This is a genomic window from Niallia oryzisoli, from assembly GCF_043641075.1.
Classification (GTDB): domain Bacteria; phylum Bacillota; class Bacilli; order Bacillales; family Cytobacillaceae; genus Bacillus_BD; species Bacillus_BD oryzisoli_A.
In genome coordinates this window covers 61,411-81,364 of the sequence record NZ_JBHZRC010000008.1, presented here as the reverse complement: position 1 = coordinate 81,364, position 19,954 = coordinate 61,411, and the positions used below count along the sequence as shown (strand labels likewise).

The 19,954-nt window shown below is 41.4% G+C and carries 15 protein-coding genes; all 15 read right to left on the bottom strand.

Annotated elements, in window-relative coordinates; genetic code table 11:
• Positions 1 to 105 precede the first annotated feature (105 nt).
• The 15 genes from ACHUFV_RS19560 to ACHUFV_RS19490 all read right to left on the bottom strand — a co-directional run bounded on the left by ACHUFV_RS19560 (position 106) and on the right by ACHUFV_RS19490 (position 19,948).
• Entirely contained in the window at positions 106 to 3,345 is a 3,240-nt protein-coding gene (locus tag ACHUFV_RS19560) for a hypothetical protein (RefSeq protein ID WP_394237035.1), read from the bottom strand.
• A complete protein-coding gene (locus ACHUFV_RS19555; protein WP_394237278.1) occupies positions 3,338 to 4,690 on the bottom strand; it encodes a glycosyltransferase family 2 protein in 1,353 nt (450 codons plus the stop codon). Before ACHUFV_RS19555 ends, ACHUFV_RS19560 begins: the two co-directional genes overlap by 8 nt.
• Before the next feature lie 46 nt (positions 4,691 to 4,736).
• Positions 4,737 to 5,789 carry a HEAT repeat domain-containing protein gene (locus ACHUFV_RS19550; protein ID WP_394237034.1) on the bottom strand — a complete coding sequence of 351 codons (1,053 nt, stop codon included), beginning with the start codon at positions 5,787 to 5,789 and terminating at the stop codon, positions 4,737 to 4,739.
• Between the two features lies 1 nt (position 5,790).
• Positions 5,791 to 7,410, bottom strand: a complete 1,620-nt coding sequence (locus ACHUFV_RS19545; RefSeq protein WP_394237032.1) for a GGDEF domain-containing response regulator — start codon at positions 7,408 to 7,410, stop codon at positions 5,791 to 5,793.
• Positions 7,411 to 7,633: 223 nt separating this feature from the next.
• Positions 7,634 to 8,191: a DUF6143 family protein gene (locus tag ACHUFV_RS19540; protein ID WP_394237030.1), complete on the bottom strand. Its 558-nt coding sequence runs from the start codon at positions 8,189 to 8,191 to the stop codon at positions 7,634 to 7,636.
• A 326-nt stretch (positions 8,192 to 8,517) separates the two neighbouring features.
• Positions 8,518 to 9,573: a DUF5105 domain-containing protein gene (locus ACHUFV_RS19535; RefSeq protein WP_394237028.1), complete on the bottom strand. Its 1,056-nt coding sequence runs from the start codon at positions 9,571 to 9,573 to the stop codon at positions 8,518 to 8,520.
• A 620-nt stretch (positions 9,574 to 10,193) separates the two neighbouring features.
• Positions 10,194 to 11,561 carry an MATE family efflux transporter gene (locus ACHUFV_RS19530; protein WP_394237027.1) on the bottom strand — a complete coding sequence of 456 codons (1,368 nt, stop codon included), beginning with the start codon at positions 11,559 to 11,561 and terminating at the stop codon, positions 10,194 to 10,196.
• 139 nt (positions 11,562 to 11,700) lie between these two features.
• On the bottom strand, positions 11,701 to 12,504 hold the full coding sequence (gene nikE, locus ACHUFV_RS19525; RefSeq protein WP_394237025.1) for a nickel import ATP-binding protein NikE: 804 nt from the start codon (positions 12,502 to 12,504) through the stop codon (positions 11,701 to 11,703).
• 17 nt (positions 12,505 to 12,521) lie between these two features.
• Positions 12,522 to 13,349 (bottom strand): nickel import ATP-binding protein NikD, encoded by an 828-nt coding sequence (gene nikD, locus ACHUFV_RS19520; RefSeq protein ID WP_394237023.1) that lies wholly within the window; start codon positions 13,347 to 13,349, stop codon positions 12,522 to 12,524.
• Between the two features lie 15 nt (positions 13,350 to 13,364).
• Entirely contained in the window at positions 13,365 to 14,198 is an 834-nt protein-coding gene (gene nikC / locus ACHUFV_RS19515) for a nickel ABC transporter permease subunit NikC (RefSeq protein WP_394237021.1), read from the bottom strand.
• A complete protein-coding gene (gene nikB, locus ACHUFV_RS19510; protein WP_394237019.1) occupies positions 14,195 to 15,139 on the bottom strand; it encodes a nickel ABC transporter permease subunit NikB in 945 nt (314 codons plus the stop codon). Before nikB ends, nikC begins: the two co-directional genes overlap by 4 nt.
• 16 nt (positions 15,140 to 15,155) lie before the next feature.
• Complete coding sequence (gene nikA, locus ACHUFV_RS19505; protein ID WP_394237017.1) at positions 15,156 to 16,781, bottom strand: nickel ABC transporter substrate-binding protein; 1,626 nt, start codon at positions 16,779 to 16,781, stop codon at positions 15,156 to 15,158.
• A 69-nt stretch (positions 16,782 to 16,850) separates the two neighbouring features.
• Positions 16,851 to 17,117: a hypothetical protein gene (locus tag ACHUFV_RS27440; RefSeq protein ID WP_463516383.1), complete on the bottom strand. Its 267-nt coding sequence runs from the start codon at positions 17,115 to 17,117 to the stop codon at positions 16,851 to 16,853.
• 408 nt (positions 17,118 to 17,525) lie between these two features.
• The gene (locus ACHUFV_RS19495) at positions 17,526 to 17,975 is read right to left on the bottom strand and encodes a NanQ anomerase/TabA/YiaL family protein (protein WP_394237015.1); all 450 of its coding nucleotides are present in this window, start codon (positions 17,973 to 17,975) and stop codon (positions 17,526 to 17,528) included.
• A 224-nt stretch (positions 17,976 to 18,199) separates the two neighbouring features.
• A complete protein-coding gene (locus ACHUFV_RS19490; RefSeq protein ID WP_394237014.1) occupies positions 18,200 to 19,948 on the bottom strand; it encodes a glycoside hydrolase family 3 protein in 1,749 nt (582 codons plus the stop codon).
• Positions 19,949 to 19,954 lie beyond the last annotated feature (6 nt).

The window sequence follows — 19,954 nt, the reverse complement described above, 5'->3', positions numbered from 1 at the left end:
GCGCAGACCTTTCATAGAGCAATAGAGATATAAGGAGTCATAGGGACCGGTCCCTCGTCACAACTTCCACTAAAATAACCGAACCACGGTACCCATCTCCCTGACTCACTCAAAAACCTTCTTCATCACGTCATACCCTTTCTTCAATCGTTCATGGTACACCGGCTCGTTCCAGTTATCCCATGTATATTGCAGCCAAGTTGATTCGGTATTCGGCACGCGCTGTTGGATTCCTTGCTGTTTATCCGTTACAATTACCGCTGCTGAAATGCTATCGATGGTTTCTGAGCTGTTCAGACCAGCTTCAGACCAAATGTTTCCCATAATCTCCTTTTGGCTTGGGTCCTTCACATTTAACAGGAGCCATGGCAGGCGAAGCTCTAACACTCCATCCTTCATATAGTAATCGGCAAGGGAATTGAAGTCGTCTGATGCTGGATTTCCATTTCCGTATGTCAGCTTCCCTGTTTCATAGGCTGAAAACGGCACAGTAATCGAAGAGCCCTCCTGCTTACCAATCGATAATTCCTTATTCAGTGCCAAGCGAATCGGATGGTACACCCCATTATTGGGCTGGCTCGCATAAACCGCAGGCTCAATCATTCCCAGAACATGTCCATAGTCATAATAGAAGGTATCGTAATAGCTATCAACCAACACTCTGGAGTCATCCTTTCCATTCAGCTCAACAAGGAAATCCACGCCTTCCTCTTTTGCAACAGCCACACCCGGAACTGTCGACTGCCCCTGGTTTGGGATGGTATTGATTAAAATCGATGCGTGAAACTCCTCTTCCTTCCACAGTTCCTTGTCATAATCTATCCGCAAAACTAACCCTCCTGCATCACTTGCCATATACACCCTTTGAATCGGACCTTTTTCATTAGACACACCCACTGGCTCCGTCCCCCTGGCTTTCCAATCAGAAGGATCTCCATCCACCCGTAATTGCGTTTCCTCCGTATCCGGATCAAAGCTAACCAGGCCAAAATGCTGCTCATTGGTTTGGATATTATCCCAATACGGTCTTCTGTCTGGATTATCGTAATCCATCGTATTCCATGTCCGTTTGAACCATTCATCCTGCCACGAGAAGACCATACCCCCTGCCATTTTTTCCTCCACTATGTCTTCATACAAGCTTTTCAAAAGCTCACCCTGTTCCTGCTCGGAGTGGTTTCCTTGGTCAAATCCATAGACATTTTCATGGGCCATGCCTCTTGATGCCGGGATGCCAAACTCCGCGACAAGCACAGGAAGATCATGATGCTCCTTCATATCATGCAGATAACCTGCATAATTGTTCTTTTTCCCTCTTTGGTCGACATACTCCACATATTTCTCCTCATAGTTCAAGAAATCCGGATAATATGGGTAGATATGATAGGATGCAAACAGCCCTGGGTAAAAGGATTCCTTTGCTTTGATCCTATTTGGATTGACCGAAACAAGATCCTCTGCTGCATCAGGCTCAGCGGGATGCTCCAGTAAATCAGTTGTGGCCCAGTTGGTAAAGCTTATTGGATGCTGCCAGCCATAGGTTTCCGCCTCATAAACCGTGGCGAAATCCATCATTTCCGCAAGCCAAACCTCAAATGGAGAGGCATTCTCTGCCGTCATATACGACCCGTCAAAGCTTGTTCTACCGGGATTCGCTTTATTCGTCCCAACAACCCCCTCAGGATCCCACTCCACACCAAGTATCCAGCCTAATAAATAAGGCGACAAATCAAATAAATAACTTCCGCTCGCATGTCCGGCCCTTTCCTCAAGCTCGCCCTTCCCATGAATCAAATCAATCGTCCGTTCGATTTCCTTTTTAAAATCATCCGTAACAGCCGGGTCAAACGCATTCTTTTTAGCTAAAAAGGTCTCTTCATTGACCCAAACACCATGGAATAGATATAACGGGTCTTTTCGATTCTGATTATGCTCATACAACGCCTGGTAAAAGGCCGGCGGATGAATTGTGTACACTCGAATCGCATTGGCATTCATCTCACTAATTTGCTCAAACCAGCGTGCATACTCACTTTTACTAATCTTTGTCTCCCCAGGAAATGCACCAGGCTTGGCGATCCCCATGTTCACACCCTTAATCAGAATATCCTCCCAATCCCCATCTTTATAAACCTGCAGATAGTCATCACCACTATGCCCAGTTACCTTCATCCCGGCCACTGTCTCCGTTTCCGGTACACCTGCAGCCTTTTCACTGCGGGAATTTTCCTTTGTTAAAATTTTTGTCATCATCGGCGTATAGGCTTCCCAATAAAAGCTATCCGCTTTTCCCTGCTTTTCAGAGGAAAACAATCGTTGCCACCAAGTCAAACCACTGACTTGATACAGATCAGGAACCTGTCCCATATCTGCAAAGTCACCGGCAAAATAATAGCTGTCATATGACTTTGCCTGATGATGAACCACTGCCGGGAAGCGAGAGGGAATGTTGGCGTCTCTAAGTTTGTCCTTCCCGCTTTTAGCTAGTGACAACTCAAAGTTCGCTTGCACCTGAACCTCTTTTTCATCAAAACGTTCAATGATGTCAAACCAATAAGAATAAGCAATAGGCTGCTTCATCTCATATTCCTTCGCGCCGCTGTCAGTTAGCGAAAAAACAACAGGCTCATCAGAAAGATCCTTCTCTGTTAAAAAGATCACTTGCTCCTCGTCACTAACCAAGACTAGACCTTTCCCTTTGAAACGATAGGCTTCACCAGATTGCTTTTCATAGCTTTGCTTAAGCCAGACTGGTACCTCCTCGCTGTTCAAATCGGAAAAATAACGTCCCATCCACCCTGTCCATTTGACATGCAACAAATCGTATAATTCCTCCCTTACAGGGGGCTCCGTCGGCGAGCCAAAGGTATTAAACTCAGCAATGAGCGTTTGATTATTTTTCACTAAAGAGTCGCTCATTCGGTTGGCCTCTTTAGCGGTCAACCCGCCATATAGAAGCTTCGAACGCCTGCCTTCCCGGTTTTCTTCATTATATTCATCCTCATACACCCCATAGGTATCCGCCACATACAAAACGTCATAGGAGGATAAATCCTCAGGCATCTCCCTTACATCAAATACAGGCGGCTTCTTATTTGGGATAAACCCTCCATAATCCTCCTTCGCATCGTATGCTTCGCCGTCATCCTTTTTCAGCTTTAAGTGGTTCAGGAGCCAAATCAACCCTTTATGCTCACGGTACGATTGATCAGGGACGGTTTTATCCAGGATGAACACATTCAGCTCTTCTGCAGGCTTCAGCTGCCATACCCAGATTGGTGAGGTAAATAACAGGAACAGCAGCAGAATTCCAGCGGGTATCAGCAGCCGGCTTTTCTTAATCATTTGAAACACCTTTTCGCACCATTTCACCCCATCCTTTTTTACCAGCAACCATTTCGATCATCCCTTCGACCCGCCAAATGACGGTAAGCGGGCGATACCAAAGTGTCTCCGTGAGAGACATGAAAAATAAAATCGCAAAATGCCGCACCTTCGGATATCTTTCCATGCTCCATTCCTCAAGCAATACAGCAGCCATTGAATAGATGGAGCCATATATCAAGGAAAGCAGGAAAAACAAAATCGCATACTCCATCTGAATACTTTCTGTAAAAACAGAAACAATCATCAGAATATAGCCAATCAGCTCAACCAACGGTCCTAAAAATTCAATAAAAAAGAAATAAGGCATAGAAAATAATCCGATTGAGCCGTATGTTGGATTAAACATTAGCTTTTTATGCTTCCACAAGCTATCAAATAGGCCGCGGTGCCACCGCTTGCGCTGCCGGCGCAGAAACTTGATTGACTCAGGGGCCTCTGTCCAGCAAACAGGATCTGGGACATAAATAATTTTTTTGTCCACCTTTTTTTCCTTCATATATCGATGAAGCCGAACGACCAGCTCCATATCCTCCCCAACGGTATGAGCATAGCCCCCCGCTTCGATGACCCATTTTTTCGAAAACACCCCAAACGCTCCTGATACAATAAGAAGTAAATTGTTGCGGCTCAATCCAACCCTTCCTGTTAAAAAAGCCCGCAAATACTCAATCACCTGCATCAGTACAATCGGCTTCGTCGATAGGCCGACATCAATCAGCTCACCATTCTGAATCGTGCAGCCATTCGCAATTCGGACACTTCCGCCTGAGGCTATCACTTCATCATCCGATTCAATTATAGGCTTTAGAACCTTCAGGAAAGCATTTCGTTCAATAATGGAATCTCCATCCAATGAACAGAAATAAGGATATCTGGAGCAATTAATTCCTGCATTCAAGGCATCCGCTTTACCGCCATTTTCTTTATCCAGCACCACTAGGTTAGGGTAAAGTACTGATTGATAGATTCCTTTTATGGTCTTTGTCTCCAGCTGTTTCCGGTACACTCGATTGATTTTCACTAACTGGAACTTTTCCGTCAGCTTTTCAAGCGTATCATCGGTAGAGCCGTCATTAATAATAATCACTTCATATTCTGGATATTCGATGCTTAACAGCGATCGGATGCTGCCATAGATTCCAGCTGATTCATTATAGGCTGGTACGAGAATAGACACGGGCTTTGTATATTCGGACAACAGCAGCTCCTCATATGGCTCAAATTCATCAAGCTGATAGGTTCTTCGAATCTGTAAGAGTGAAAGGGTCAGCATTCCGACATACACTAGGATAATCATGATCATATAAAAAAAAATAATCCAGTTACCAACAATAAGTAGGTTTGCCCAATTAATATGTATAGCCACCGCGTCCTTTCTCAAGCCACTCTACAGCCATATCCTTCGCAAAAATATCCTTTGACTCATCTGTCACTTTTTTTAAAATCGCTTCGCCTTCTTTAAATCTGAGAATCGCTTTCGCCGCCTCAGCACGTACGACATATTCACGGTCAGATAAAAGAGTAAGAAGCCTATCTTTGTACAGATCCAACCGCTGCATTCCCGCAACCCTTGCCGCCATCATCCGTAGCTGCCAATTGTCTTCTTCAAAAAACCCATCAATCGCAGCCGCATCAATAGGGATTCCTGAATTCACATAAGCTTTTAAGGCTCGAATCCTAAGTTCCGTCTCATCCTGCAGCACCAGTTTTTGTAAAAGAGAATGATGCTCAGTGAGCTGTTTTTTCCCAATCATCTCAACCAATATATATTGTGTTCTTTTTGGAAGCTCATCTAAGCATGAGAATAACTCGTCAAGCTTATCATCGTTCATGCTGGAGAGGATCGAAACCAATGAAAACTCAGATAGCTCCTGATCAATCCCTTTTATATAGTCAACAATTTTCGAATCATTAAATGCGGCAAGCAGCTTGAGGATTTGCGCCTTTTCGGAAAGGGTGGTGCCTCTTTTTCCATATAATTTGTGTAAAATGGGAACTAAATGCTCCATATAGAAATCCTCTATAGCAAATAAAGCATTCATTCGAAGACTCCAGCGTTTTTTGGTAAGCTCTTTTTTAATAAAATCGGACAAATGCTCTTTCGCAAAAAGATGGATTTTCTCTTCCACCTCAGGCCCTGTTAAAACATGTGAATAATCACTAAGAAGCTCGATAAGCGCCTTCACTTTTTCCTCTCCAAGGTCCTGTCCTAAAAATTCGGACTCACCATTTTGTAGATAATGAAACACAGCCAATCGATATTCATCCTTCATGGCGTTTATTCTTTGTCTCAATTGATTGTTTTGATATTTTTTTACGATCAAATAGAAAAAAAGACTGATTAAGATGAAAAGCAGCGCAAGAAATAGTAGAAAAAGCAGTACCAAACTCATTTCAATCATACTATTTCATCCTTTTGATTAAATGCCCGAGCCTTGCTTCCAGCTCCAATGGCTTGAACGGCTTTGTGATATAGTCATCTGCACCAAGCCGAATGGCACGTGAGATGTCCTGGTCACTTTTGCGGGAGGTTAGCATGATAATCGTATACCTTTCCTGAAAGCTCAGCTCCCTAAGCTTCTGCAGCACCTCAATCCCGTCCATTCGCGGCATCATTCCGTCTAAAATAATTAAATAGGGATCGGTGCTTTCCAAATACCAATGGGATTCAATAAATTCCATGCCATCCTTGAAGGTTTGAATGTCCAATAAAACTCCTTCTATTAAATTGCTTTTACTAATTAAGTCCGTCAGCATCGTTCGGATAATCGGATCATCATCAACAATCCCCACATGAATTGGTTTTTGGTGATAGCGAATGTTATCTATCGGGACAACCTTTACCCTATTTTTCCCTTCCTGCTTTGCTTCATATAATGCTTGATCAACAATCTCGATGTTCCTTCTTAGATCTAATTCATCGCGTTGAATTTCATGAACGCCTGCCGAAAAGGAACAGGAGAATGATTGATGATGATTCACATCCTCAAATTTTTTCTCCGAGAAGGTGAGTCGAATTCGATCCAATATCCTTTTCGTATCCTTTGCTCGTGCCCCCGGAAGCAGCAGGAGAAATTCATCGCTGCCATAGCGAATCACGATGTCGCCTTGTCTTAAGCTGCTTTGAATCATTTCAGCAAATGTAATTAATACGTAATCCCCCGCTGCATGACCATGCGCTTCATTCACTTGCCTAAAGCAATCTAGATCTATTAAAGCCAAACAAAATGGCACATTTCTTCTGTTAAACTGACTGATTAACCGTTCAAACGATGGCTGCAAATAGTTCCGGTTGTATACTCTCGTTAATTCATCAAGCAGCATCACCTCATCAATCGCCTGTTTTCGTTTCAGCTGCCGATTGATTCTTACAATAAACTCATCTATTTCGAAAGGAAGCTGGATGAAATCATCTGCACCATGCTGGTAGCTTTTCATCCTTATTTCCTTCGATAAATCATGACTAATCATAATGGTCGGAATAAACTCCTGCCTGAGACCTTCCTTTAGCCTTACTAGTACTGCAAGTCCATTTTCCTTCTCGCTATGAGTATGGAGAATGACACAATCAGGTCTTAAATCATAATACGAGTGAATGGCCCTGTCCGGATCAGCCACAGCCATGACCACCCAGCCAATTTTCCCTAGAACATCCTTGAGAAACATGATGAATGCCGGATCATCGTCTATTAATAAAATGAGCTTCCTTTCAGACAAGCCTCCATTATATTCAATCACGTTCTCTATAGTGGAGGATTCTTCATAATAGAAAATAGAGAGCAAAGGGCTTAAAAAGTCCCGTAGACCTTCCCTTGTCCATTCTTTTTCCTTGTTTTCCTGTTGTTGCTCGATTAACAGCTGGATCAGGTCCCCGGCCTTGTCTAGCCCAATGACGGCAGCTGTCTCGGAAATCGACTGGAGGAATTGATGTAAATCTTGATGGTGAACATACTCTCGCTCATATGGCCAAGACTCAAGCTTTTTCCTAAAGCTCTTTATCAGCGCTTGTTTATAATTTTTCATAGATCTTCTCCTTAGGTTACAGCGACACATCGAAAAAAATCCTGTTTTACAACTATTGTTTCACAAAATAAAATTTAAATGCTGCCACAGGGACGGTCCCTTGGTCTTTTTTATTGATTTTATCTTTGATTCAATAAAAATAACCCAATCCTTCTGATACTTGGATTGGGTTACCTTCAATTAGTCTTGACTGATTATCTCTGGGACCTATTTACATGGTTCTTCAGACCAGGGGACCCGTCCTTTTGATCTTTTCTTTTTCAAACCAGCCAAATGCTACTTCCGCTTGAATGATTTCATTAGTTGGTGAAAGTAAATAAATAATAAATGACCCGCCTGGAGGAAAGATAAACTTCCCATCTTCATCACTGGTTAAAGTACTTTGCGGAGGTACAATCCGCCTAAATGCCATTACCCCTTTTCTAGGTAATCCTTCCACACACTCGCTATAGGCAATTTTTACTTTGGGCTTTGGAAGCGGCGAAAGAGCTGTGTTTGCGGGGGTTACATTTCTCGAAATTATTGGTTTACCAGGGGGAATGGGATTAAACCAAATTTCAGCCTCAAAAGGTTGATCGGAATGATTGGTTATTGTAAACGCATTTACAAACAAATCGACATCGGATTTATATTTGTTCACTAAGCCTCCCCATCCATTTTTTCCTTTTCCGAAACAAATGTGTTCCGTTTGTCCAACAAAATATCTTCCCTGTACGGATTGATACAGGGGGTTAGGTATGTTGACGGCTTTATTAAATCTGTCATTATCGAACAATCGCATATAAAAACTCCACTCCTTTTCTATAGTTTATGGAGATTGATAGAAATGTTATGGACGAAGATATATTAATAACCAAATAATGTTTAACATTATTAATAACGACAACATTTCTAAAACTATATTTGCTGTGAGTTCACCATAACAGACCATGGGACATTCCCATGGTCTGTTGTTGGAATTCCCTTGAATTTTAACAGGGGCTCCAGAACAAATAAAAAGCCCAATCCAGTTGTACTCGGATTGAGCAATTTCAATTCTGCTGGTACATGGTCTATCCGATACCTCCGCTTGAGGGAGAACCAAGGGACCCGTACCTTGATCTTTCTTTAATACCCCACGCCTGCGGCAAATGCGTCTGTTAATTGTTCTTCTGCGTAATCATCTGATAGATCAACGGTCCATTTTCCGTCTTTTTTGACCATTAGGATTTCCAATTTTTCTTTGTTTTCTTTTGCTTCAATAGAGTTGATAATGGTGTCGAATTTCGAAAGAGCGTACTCTTCGCCGCCCTCGTAATTACCTGTTGTTTGATAGTATTCTTCATCGTAGTCACTAACATAATCATATAGGTCATCCAATGGAATATTAGAGTATTCTACTAGAACTACGGCCTTGCCTTCAGCATTCCCTACTGTTACGGCATCGAACTTAGACTTCTGGGATAAGGCTGATTTATAATTCTTATATTGCTTGTCGATTTCCGCATCTGGGATCGCTAAATCAATGAATCCATCCTGTACTGCCTCTTTAAATGCTTTTTTAGCCTCCTCTTGAAGGACTGCTTTGTCAGCAGAAACATATTTTTCGTAATCAGCGTTCTCTTTATCCATATAGATTGTTTCGATGTATGCGGTTAACGCCTTAGCAGGATCATTTAATTTCTCATAGCTCGCTGCATACTTTTTCGTATCTAATTCAAGCTTAACCTCATCTGCATCTTCAGGACCTTTTATGAATGGTCTGAGGCCAAGCTCATATTTTTTATCCTTTTCAACATTAATAATAACCGTCATTTCCTTCACTTTTTCAGCGCCAATATCCCCAGTTTGTGAATAGTCTATATCAAGGTCAGACAGGTATACGTCGTCTTCAGGTGACAATTGTTTTTCCCCATCATAAATCTTAATATCATCATATGGAGACATGGAAATCTCTGAATCGGTTTTATTCTTAACCTTTAGCTTAACTGCTAACAGGCCTTTCTTTGTTTCTTTATCTTCTGAAACGCCGTCGTCCTTCCCTGCTAAAATGTATGAAGCATTTTCAATCGAAGCATCAATAATTTTGCTGCTGCCGGCGCCTGTTTTTTCACTAGTTCCATTACAAGCTGACAATAACAGGATTAAAGCACTGAATAGAGTAAAAACACCTAACCTTCTCACAATCCTAACTCCCCTTTGTAAAATAGTTTATTTCTCTAAAGCCAAACTCAATTGAATCCTATAAATTAATTAACCTTGCGTAAATCTACAACATTCACCAAAAACCCACATTATTCAACACTATTCCGCTTTCTATCATAGATAAAATGGAAATATGTGGTCAATATGTAAAAAGTATGGGGAGAAGAGTGATATCTACTGATATGAAAAATATAAAAGGAATGAAGGAGTAGGATTAGTTTACTTGTTGAAACGGGAATCAATTTCATAATATATTGAAAATAGTGGGTTTAATACCTCTGCAGGTAAACCATTGTTCATAAAAATTAATATTTTGTATTAGGGGAGTTATAGTTAGTAGGTACTAGTTCTTTTGAAACAAGATCATTACACAAGGACACTACTCGCGTTTCACACTATGAAAAATGAAGAGCCTCTAGTGCCAAGTACTTGAGCCAGGGGGACGGTCACCCTCGTCCCACACAAAAAAAGGAAAGTTCTGTGAGAATGTAAAATCTCCGTAGAACTTTCCTTTTTGATTTTTTTATAAAACTGGATCTCAATACTTTTTTCTTCATTTCTTTATTTGATTACTGGGTCAACGACAGGTCCAGGCCCCTTCACTGGGACGCGGGACTGTCCTCATGGTCTTTGAGGGGAGAGGCATGGGACCTGTCCCCGTGGACCAGATGAAATAGTTGTTTATTTAATCTAGGAGTGTACATTATTAGAAACCCTGATCTCCCGATTGTATAGATAATGAAAGCCAGCCATAGGCCATGATTGTGCCAGATCGGGGTTGCTGTGATTTGTATGATAATATAGACAATCATTGCGTAAAACATCGAGTTCCGCACGGGGGCAATTTCAGTTGCTCCTGTGAAGACACCGTAGATGACTAGGCCAAAGCATGCGGCAAATGGGTAGATGATAAGCCATGTTCCGTACTCTATTGAAAGATCGATCACATTAGGCAAATTGGTAAAAAGACCAATGATTTGTTCTTGAAATAACCCATAAATACACGCTATGAGAAACGCAGTAATCACCGACCATTGCTTTGATAACGTAAGGGTTTTTTTATATAAATCCTTGTCATTAGATCCTACCGCTTTGCCGACAAGAATGCTAGAGGCGTTAGCTAACCCCTCGAAGAAATAAGCCATTATGTAGTGAATCTGAAAGAGTACAGCATTTGCAGCTAGAAATGTTGTCCCAAACGAAGCACCTTTTGCTGTAAACATATTAATCACGACTAATAAACAAATCGTTCGAATGAACAAATCCTTGTTAACGTTAAACATCTTTTTCATGGACTGAATATCTATCAGTTCTTGAATGGATGGTATTTTCCATTCAAACCCAGATGCTTTCAAAACAATGACTAATCCAAGTACAAAGGCTGTTACTTCCGCTATCAAGGCAGCTGCAGCGACCCCTTTTACAGCGAAAGAAAAGACATGGACAAAAAGAATCGCCAAAATCATATTTAAAACATTCATTAACACTTGTAAAAATAATGATTCTTTAATCTTAGCCATCCCCATTAACCAGCCAAGAATCACATAGTTCATCAAGGTAAAGGGTGCTCCCCAAATCCGGATTCGAAAATATTCAGCTGCAAACCTACTCACATCAGAATCAGGAGAAATCAATAGGAGAGCTCCGTACTCAATCGGCCATTGTAAAAGAATAAAACAGATCCCTACAATCACAGCTAATAAAAATGGACGAGACAATGCTAGTACTCCTTGTACTGGATCACTTGCCCCGTTCGCTTGTGCGGCAAAAGCAGATGTGCTGACCCGCAAAAAGCCAAATACCCAATACAATGTATTAAAAATAAGGGTCCCGACGGCAACGCCTCCAATATAGGCTGGATCAGGCAGCTGCCCGACAACGGCTGTATCCACAGCACCTAATAAAGGCGTTGTCATGGTTGAGATCGTTAGGGGAATTGCCAAAGCAAGATACGCACGATGATTCATCTAATTGATCTCCTTCTATCATTTTGAAGCAGGGGGACGGTTCTGTTGCTTCATTTTGAACATAACAAAGGAAGCACGAGAACCGTCCCCTTGCTTCCTTTGAACATAACAAATGATGCACAAGAACCGTCCCCTTGCTTCATCTAATTGTACGAAAACGCGGGTGCTCGGCAAGGATGGAGTCTCTCATCCTATGTACTACAGGATGTTTTGAAGTAAAAAACTGATTCTTTGAATCATAAATCTCGACTAGTTTTCCCTTTTCAAGTACACCAACTTTATCACTTAACGTATAGGCCGCTTTAATGTCATGGGTAATAAAGAGATACGACAGCCCGAATTCTTCCTTTAACTCCTTTAGTAACCCTAGGATTAAAGCTTGGTTCACCATATCTAAACTACTGACTGATTCGTCTAAGACAATCAGCTTTGGCTTTAGCGAGACGGCTCTCGCAATATTGATTCGTTGCAATTGGCCGCCGCTAAATTGATGAGGGTATTTATTCAAGTCCCGTTCACTTAACCCTACCCTTTCCAATAATTCAATAATGGTTCGTTTTTGTTCAGCTGCCGTTAGCTTTTCGTAGTTTTCCAGCGGCTCTGCTATTATCCGTTCAGCTGTCATTCGGGGGTTGACCGATGAGTATGAATCCTGAAAAACCGCCTGAAGGTCGCGGCGGATTTTTTGACGGATATGCTTATCTGCGGCATAAATATCATGCCCTTGAAACAGCACTTGACCAATTTGCGGCCGCTCCAAACCAAGAATCACTTTTCCTAAAGTACTCTTACCAGCTCCGCTCGTACCAAGCATTCCTAAGCAGGTTCCTTCATCAATAGAGAGCGAAATATCGTTTAGTACTTTTTTAGAACGGTCTTTCCAGTTAAAAAACGTTCGGGATCCGTAGCTATGAGTTACTTCATTTATTTGTAATAAACTCATTTTTTTCACCCCTTAAGTCAGGCCAAATGGACGGCAGATTCATAAAACTGTAATTTGGAGCGTGCATTTAGCAGTTTTTTCGTATATTCATGTCGCGGCTCATCAAATAGCTGGAATACACCCGCTTTTTCTATGATTCTGCCCTTCTTCATAACCGCTACATGATCTGCCATTTCTGCAATGACGCCGAGATCATGGGATATTAGTAAAATAGCAGTACCATATTCAGCGCGAATTTTCTCTAAGTGATACAGTACGTTCTTCTGATTATTCACGTCAAGGGCGGTTGTTGGTTCATCGGCAATAATAACAGCTGGATGTAAGCATGCTGCCATTGCGATCATCACTCGTTGAAGCATACCCCCGCTAAATTGAAAAGGATAGCATTTTAGTAACTTAACAGGATCTGGCAGGTTTACATGGTGCATCGCCTCAATGGCCAGCTCTGTTGCTTGTTTTTTATTCCATTTCGTATGGGACCGAATGGTTTCAATAAATTGATGCCCAATCGTAAAAACAGGCGTAAAAGCATTCATCGGATTTTGCATAATAAAGGCGATATCCTTACCACGAATCTCACGCATGCCTTTCTCTCCTAAGCCATTCAATTCGCGTCCTTGCAATAAGATACTCCCTTCAATCGATGTCGATTTCCGATTAAGAAGCTGAAGGATACTCATACTCGTAACGGTTTTACCGCATCCGCTTTCCCCGACAAGACCCAGTACCTCCCCGCGCTTTAATTCAAAGTTGATATCCTCTACGAGGGTGCTAGCCCCATTTTTTGTTTTTACCTGTACCTGTAAATTGTTAACTTGTAACACATTCGACTGTTCTGTACCCAACATTCTCATTCCTTTTTATGATCGACGTTTGACACTGTAACGTTCGGATAACGCTTCGCCCAATAAATTGAAGGTCACAATCACGAGCATAATCATCAAACCTGGATAAAGCATCAATTCTGGATTCGTCCGAATATACGACTTTCCTTCGTGAATCATCGCCCCCCATTCAGCTGCAGGCGGTTGTACTCCTAATCCTAGAAACGACATCGCGGATATATCCATAATGGCCCAGCCCATTTCTAATGTACCCATGACGACAAGGGGTGGGAGTACATTTGGGACAATATGATTTCGAATAATCTTCCACTGAGAAGATCCGCTTATTTTCGCAGCCGCAATAAAGTTTTGTTCTTTTAGACTAAGAGCCATGCTTCGGAACATTCTCGCGTAATAGACCCATTGCACAAGCATCAGCGCTAAGACAACTTGCGGAAGTCCAGGACCGAAAATACCCACTAGCCCAAGGATCAGGATAAGACTTGGAAAAGCCATCACACCGTCACAAATTCTCATCAACACCTGATCCACCCAGCCGCCTTTATATCCAGAATAGGTTCCAATGATTAAACCAATCGTTAAAGATGAAATGAAAATAAGCATAGCAAAGCCTAATGATATTCTTCCCCCATATAAGATGCGTGATAAATTACATCTTCCTAAATGGTCGGTTCCTAATGGGAATTCCACGGATGGCGGCTGCAGTTTATACGCTAAATTGACCGCAATCGGATCATTTGGTGCAATCCAGGGAGCTAATAAGGTCACGATAAACAGAATACCTAAAATGATCGAACATATGGGAATGATTTTTTGACTTATGAACATTTTACGTATACTCGTTATCATCTCTGGTGCCCTTCTTTCCTGGAAATACGCGGGTCAATATACATTTGAATCAGATCAACGATTAGGTTGCTAACAATAAACAAACTCGCTGCAATGAACACATAGCATTGAATGACAGGGATATCACGATTAAAAATCGCTTCAATAAAATAACGGCCAAACCCAGGCCAAGAAAAAACGGTCTCCACAATAATCGTTCCAGTCAGCAGTTTTCCAAGGTTCATCCCAAGCCCCGTAATCATCGGGGAAATAGCAATCCTTAAGACATGCTTAGCCATAATCGTTTTTTCTTTCATTCCCCTTGTCCTTGCAAACAGCACATAGGGCTCTTGTATATTTTCAAGAATGCTGGAACGCAGCAATCTTGTGTATATCGCAATTAAAGGAAGTGCCAGTGTAATGGAAGGCAGAACAAGATGCTGCCATGTCCCAATCCCTTCGACTGGGAAAAGGTCCAATTTTACAGAAAAGAAAAAAATCAATAGATAGCCCAGCCAAAAGGACGGGATGGATGCCCCCAAAAAAGAGAGTATGCGGCTAAAGTGATCAATCGCGCTGTTTTTCTTTACCCCTGCCAGAAAGCCAAGTGGAACACTAACGAGCACCGCTATGAACAAACTCCCTATTGCGAGCTGGAGAGTCGCTGGAATTCGGTAAATCACCTCTTCCCAAACGGGCTTATTTGTAAGATAAGATATGCCAAAATCGAGTTGGCATATCTTCTTAATAGAGATTACATATTGCACGAAGAATGGTTGATCTAAACCAAACTCATGTCTTTTCTGAGCCAAAATCTCATCAGTCGGTTCGATATGAGCTGCTGTTAAATAGGCCTCGGCCGGATCGACTGGTGAAAGGTGAATCATCCCGGTCGTCAAAAGTGCGGCCAATAGAAAAACCGGGATAATGGACATCACTCGTTTTATTATAAAAGTGCCCATAATTGCCTCCTGCTGCTTACTGCTCTATGCTAATTCCTGTGAATGGGTTTTCGTCACGGTTAGCAGAGAAATTGAAAGTAGTGACACTTTTTTGATATATGGCTGTTTTCTTAATATAAGAAATAGGAACAATCGCTCCCTGATCCTGCAGTGATGTTAAAACAGATGTGTAAAGCTGCTGACGTTCCTTTTCGTCCGTTGTCTGCGGAATCCGTGCGATTTGTTGGAGTATTTCCGCCTTATTCGGATAAGCTGAAATGGCTTCATTAAATCCAAATCCTTCTTTTCCTACAATGTTGATAAAAGTATGCGGATCATATGGTGCACCATAGTTACTAAAGAAATTAATATCAAACTGATTATCTTTAAATCTTTGAACTTGAACCGCAAGCTCCACTCCAACAATATTTAATTTAACACCAATGGCAGCCCACTCGGATTGCAGCGTTTCTGCCATTGCCTTTTGAATCGATTCTGCTGAATCGTACATCATCTCGATTTCAAGCGGCTGTCCATCTTTTTCACGAACCGTTTTCCCCTTAGGAAGCTTCCAGCCCGCTTCATCTAATAATGCTTCTGCTTTTTTTACATCATAGTCAATAGATTCCAAATCAATATCGGATGTGTAAGGCAGGTTTGTTGGTAAAATAAACTCTGCTGGTTCTTCAAGTCCAGAAGTGATCCCCTTCACCATATCTTCCTTATTAAAACCATAATGTAACGCTTGACGAACACGTTCGTCGGAAAGCTGTTCTTTGTTTGTATTCATGACAAGCTGTCTTGTCGCAACTGGCTCTGAAATGCTCGTTTTATATTTATCAGTTGATTCCAATTGTTTGAAAGCATCTAAACTGATAACCCCTTCACCGTAAATCAAATCTAGCTCGCCTTTCTCAAAAGCTAGTACTCTCGTTTCCGCATCAGGAATGACCTTCACTTGGATTTTTTCAACTTTTGGAAGCTCGCCCCAATAATTTTCATTGCGTTTGAAAATCGCATATTCATCCGCTTTATACTCATCTAAAATCCATGGACCTGTACCAACTGATTTTACAACACCTTTTGTGGTATCCCCATCTTCAGGGAATCCAGCTTCACCTAAGAAACGAACAGGACGAACAACAGCCAGCTCCTGAATGGTTGGGTAATACGGTTCCGTTAATGTCATTTTAAACGTATATTCGTCAATAACTTCCGTACTAGCTATTTTTGAAAGGAATCCCAACCAACTATGTAATTCCATATGATTTAAAATCGTATCAAAATTCTTTTTCACAATTTCCGCATTAAAGCTAGTTCCATCAGAAAACTTCACATCTTGCCGCAGATGGAATGTGTATTCTTTTCCGTCCGTCGAAATGTCCCACGACTCAGCTAGATGCGGCTTTAACTCTCCCCCATCTCCGTAGCTAACCAACGGTTCATACACCATGGACTGGGCAAATAATTGTGAAGGATTATAGACATGTGGATTCATCTCCCCTATATCCCTTGACCAAGCAATCGTAAGCATGTTGTCATTGGCAGCTTTCGATGCTGTATCATCTTTTCTGGTATCCGTACAACCAAGTAATAATGTTGATAAAATTAAAATAAAGACGGTTATTGATAAAATATTTCTACGTTTTTTACCATAAAACATACTGTTGGTACCTCCCAAATGATGTTGATAATCATTTTCAATTGTAAGGAGAATACTCCATTTTGTCAATTAAACTTGGAGAATTTTCTTTATATTTGAATATTCAGTTTTCAAAGCGCGTGATGAACCACGGGGAAGGGTTTCCGTGGTCTTTTTTTCACCTTGCGATGGATGGCGGAAAGGACCATGGGGACGGGTCCCTCGGCACAAATTTTGTTTAACATGAACTGGTTTGAGGCGCTTATCCCCATCCCTGTTTTTTAGACAATAAAAAAACAGTCCCATAAGGAACTGATCTGCTTTAATATACAAAGCCACCTTTGCCGTATTTAGCATAAGAAAGTTTTAAACCACCACTCCTAAAAGTGGGTGTTCGCAGAAACATTTCTGCATGTCCTCCTTGTCGTATAGACAGAGGCTTGTCATTCCTGTTTCAATTTTAAACTCCCTATCACAGCTTAAAGGTTAAAACTTAATTATAAATACGAACAATGTAGCTTATGAGATTATAATACTGTTAATTTGCTTATTACACAATGGAAATAGTTTCTGAAGAATCCTAACCCTATTAAAAAATGTTTACTTCAACCTTCACATGGCACAAACAAATTATCACTGGTAGGAGGACAGTTTGCTCACTTTGTTAGGAATAGAACAGCACCGTATTTCCTAATTTTGCGCCAACGCCCTTTGGTCCAACCATTCAAGTCAAGAAAACCACGGGACCCGTCCCCGTGGTTCTTTCTAATCACATAAAACTTTGACTACGGCTTTTCTGATTGGCTGGGGCTGGTCAACACACATGCCAGGTCTGTGGGCATCTTCTGGTGTGAAGATGGCAAAGGACCCTTCATGGACGGTGAAGTTGTCTCCATTTGCCTCTAAGAACATAAGGTCTTTATCCGTATACTCTTCTACTACTTTCGCATTTTCTATATGAGTATAGCCCATTCTTTCCTGGCCTTTGATGACGTATTGAATGTCAGTGTACCGATAATGAGATTCATAACGGCACTCTTCCGGCAGCTTTGTTTCATATTCTTGAATCATGACAAATACATTGTTTTCTTCCACATGATAGGTACCAACCTCTAGGGCCTCCAAATCATTTTCAAGTAGGAAATCCAACGCCTTCTTTACTCTTGGATGCAGGTTATCGTATAGTTTCGCATTAGACAATTTATCAATAATCAAAATGATTTCCTCCTCTAGTGAGAATGTTATACTTTTCTATTCAAAACAAAGGCCATCCCCCCGAATAGCCTTTGTTATTTCATATAATCAAATTCGCCCGTCGAATTTGCGCCCGGATGTTTCTCGAGCTCGCTCGAGAAAATACCTTTAAAAAATCCGAGGCATCCGCCGGAGGCTTAACTTCATTCAGCAGGGTATCAACCCCTGCTGAATGAAGTTAAAGTCTACAGTCTTGTATCCCATTTCCCGCACCAAACATTTTCATTCGGTGTGCCTTTGAACTCTGATTCACCCATGATTTTATCAATTACCGCTTTGATGGTAATCTCAGAATCTTTGTATGCATTAATATAGCATTTTACCATTGGAGCATCTGTTAAATGAGTGGTAAAGTTTAGTGATACAAAAACAGTTGGTACTTCATGAACATACCAAGGTACTTCGTTTGACATCGCTGTTTTCCATCTAATACGATAGTTGTTTTCTGCACCATATCCCACTACATTCGCAAAGACTAAGGCTGCATCTACTTCCTCACGGTATTTTAATGTCGATCCTTTTACACGAGTATGTCCATCATTTACCGTTACTTCAAATCCTCTTCTTGTTAGCTCCTCAACGATGAAATCAAGTGTTTTGGAACCTGCTTCATAAATGCCGCCTTTTTCCCCTTCAAGGAAATACAGACGGATACGTTTATGCGTTTCTGGACGAATTGGCAGCTGATTCAACGTATTTTTCACAAGCGTGATTCCTTTGTCTGCAGCTTGTCTCGCACGTTCGATATGGTCCTCACAGCCAACCACCTGTAAATCTTCTCTTGTACGTAAGATCGAGCCATCTTCTTGTGCTTTGTGTAAGCCAAGTGTTGCTTTAAAGCCTAAGATTCTCTCTAATGCATCTTGAAGACGCTCTTCTGTAATGATTCCATTCTTATATCCGTTTAACATAAAGTTGAAATCTTCATCAATATCGTTAAAGAACAAGAACATATCACAACCAGCAGCAATCGCTTGCGGTACATATTCTTCACGCTTCATAGAAGCAGTCATTCCTAACATATGCGAAGCATCTGTCAAAATTAAGCCATTGAAGCCCAGCTTTCCTTTTAATAACCCATTAAGTAATTCAGGCGCCAGCGTTGCTGGTAAAATATCCTTATCTTCCAATTCAGGAACTAACGCTTTTTGGTATTCTGGTAAGGCAATGTGACCGGCCATAATTGAATGGACACCATTATCAATATGATTGCGGTATACTTGACCGAAGGATTCTTCCCATTCAGCAACAGATAGTTCATTGACACCCATGACTAAGTGCTGGTCGCGTTCTTCTGTTCCATCACCAGGCCAGTGCTTAATACAAACGCCGATATTACTTTCTGTTAACCCTTTAATGTACGCATTTGAATGTTGAATAACCGTCTGGGCATCTATACCGTAAGCACGAGTGTTCACGATGGTATTTCTCCAGTTTTTCAAAATATCTACACAAGGATCAAAGTTCCAGTTTACACCAATCGCATGCTCTTCACGTCCGCTGACATATCCTGCATCAAATGCGACCTGTTCGTCACCGGAAGCTTCACACATAGCGGCAGCAGCAACATATGTGCCGTCATTCATCGCACCGTTACCGCCTGCATCACAGTTAGCAGCTACTAATAAAGGAATCTTCGAATCCTTTTGCAGACTATTAATCAAGTCTTGAACTTCCTCAGAGGTACCACCTTGGTAACGCGCTCCACCAATATGGTATTTTTCAAGCAATTCTTTATTGGTAAAAGTATTTCCGCTAAACTTGTCTTCGCCAAAGAAAAATAGATTAATAAACAATTGACCAATTTTTTCTCTGTCTGACATTCCACTGATTGTATCTTTTACCCATTTGATATCATCGTCAGATAGATTATAGGGCTTTGCCTTTAAATCGACCTTTGGCATTGGAATATTTTTAGCAATCTTTTGAATCATGGTTAT

What these genes read in the sequence shown, in the direction of transcription:
- ACHUFV_RS19540 (WP_394237030.1), bottom strand. Translation starts at nt 8,191, where the DNA reads ATGCGATTGTTCGATAATGACAGATTTAATAAAGCCGTCAACATACCT.
- ACHUFV_RS27440 (WP_463516383.1), bottom strand. Translation starts at nt 17,117, where the DNA reads ATGCTAAATACGGCAAAGGTGGCTTTGTATATTAAAGCAGATCAGTTC.
- ACHUFV_RS19555 (WP_394237278.1), bottom strand. Translation starts at nt 4,690, where the DNA reads ATGATCATGATTATCCTAGTGTATGTCGGAATGCTGACCCTTTCACTC.
- nikE (WP_394237025.1), bottom strand. Translation starts at nt 12,504, where the DNA reads ATGAGTTTATTACAAATAAATGAAGTAACTCATAGCTACGGATCCCGA.
- ACHUFV_RS19560 (WP_394237035.1), bottom strand. Translation starts at nt 3,345, where the DNA reads ATGATTAAGAAAAGCCGGCTGCTGATACCCGCTGGAATTCTGCTGCTG.
- nikC (WP_394237021.1), bottom strand. Translation starts at nt 14,198, where the DNA reads ATGATAACGAGTATACGTAAAATGTTCATAAGTCAAAAAATCATTCCC.
- nikB (WP_394237019.1), bottom strand. Translation starts at nt 15,139, where the DNA reads ATGGGCACTTTTATAATAAAACGAGTGATGTCCATTATCCCGGTTTTT.
- ACHUFV_RS19545 (WP_394237032.1), bottom strand. Translation starts at nt 7,410, where the DNA reads ATGAAAAATTATAAACAAGCGCTGATAAAGAGCTTTAGGAAAAAGCTT.
- ACHUFV_RS19490 (WP_394237014.1), bottom strand. Translation starts at nt 19,948, where the DNA reads ATGATTCAAAAGATTGCTAAAAATATTCCAATGCCAAAGGTCGATTTA.
- nikA (WP_394237017.1), bottom strand. Translation starts at nt 16,781, where the DNA reads ATGTTTTATGGTAAAAAACGTAGAAATATTTTATCAATAACCGTCTTT.
- ACHUFV_RS19550 (WP_394237034.1), bottom strand. Translation starts at nt 5,789, where the DNA reads ATGATTGAAATGAGTTTGGTACTGCTTTTTCTACTATTTCTTGCGCTG.
- ACHUFV_RS19530 (WP_394237027.1), bottom strand. Translation starts at nt 11,561, where the DNA reads ATGAATCATCGTGCGTATCTTGCTTTGGCAATTCCCCTAACGATCTCA.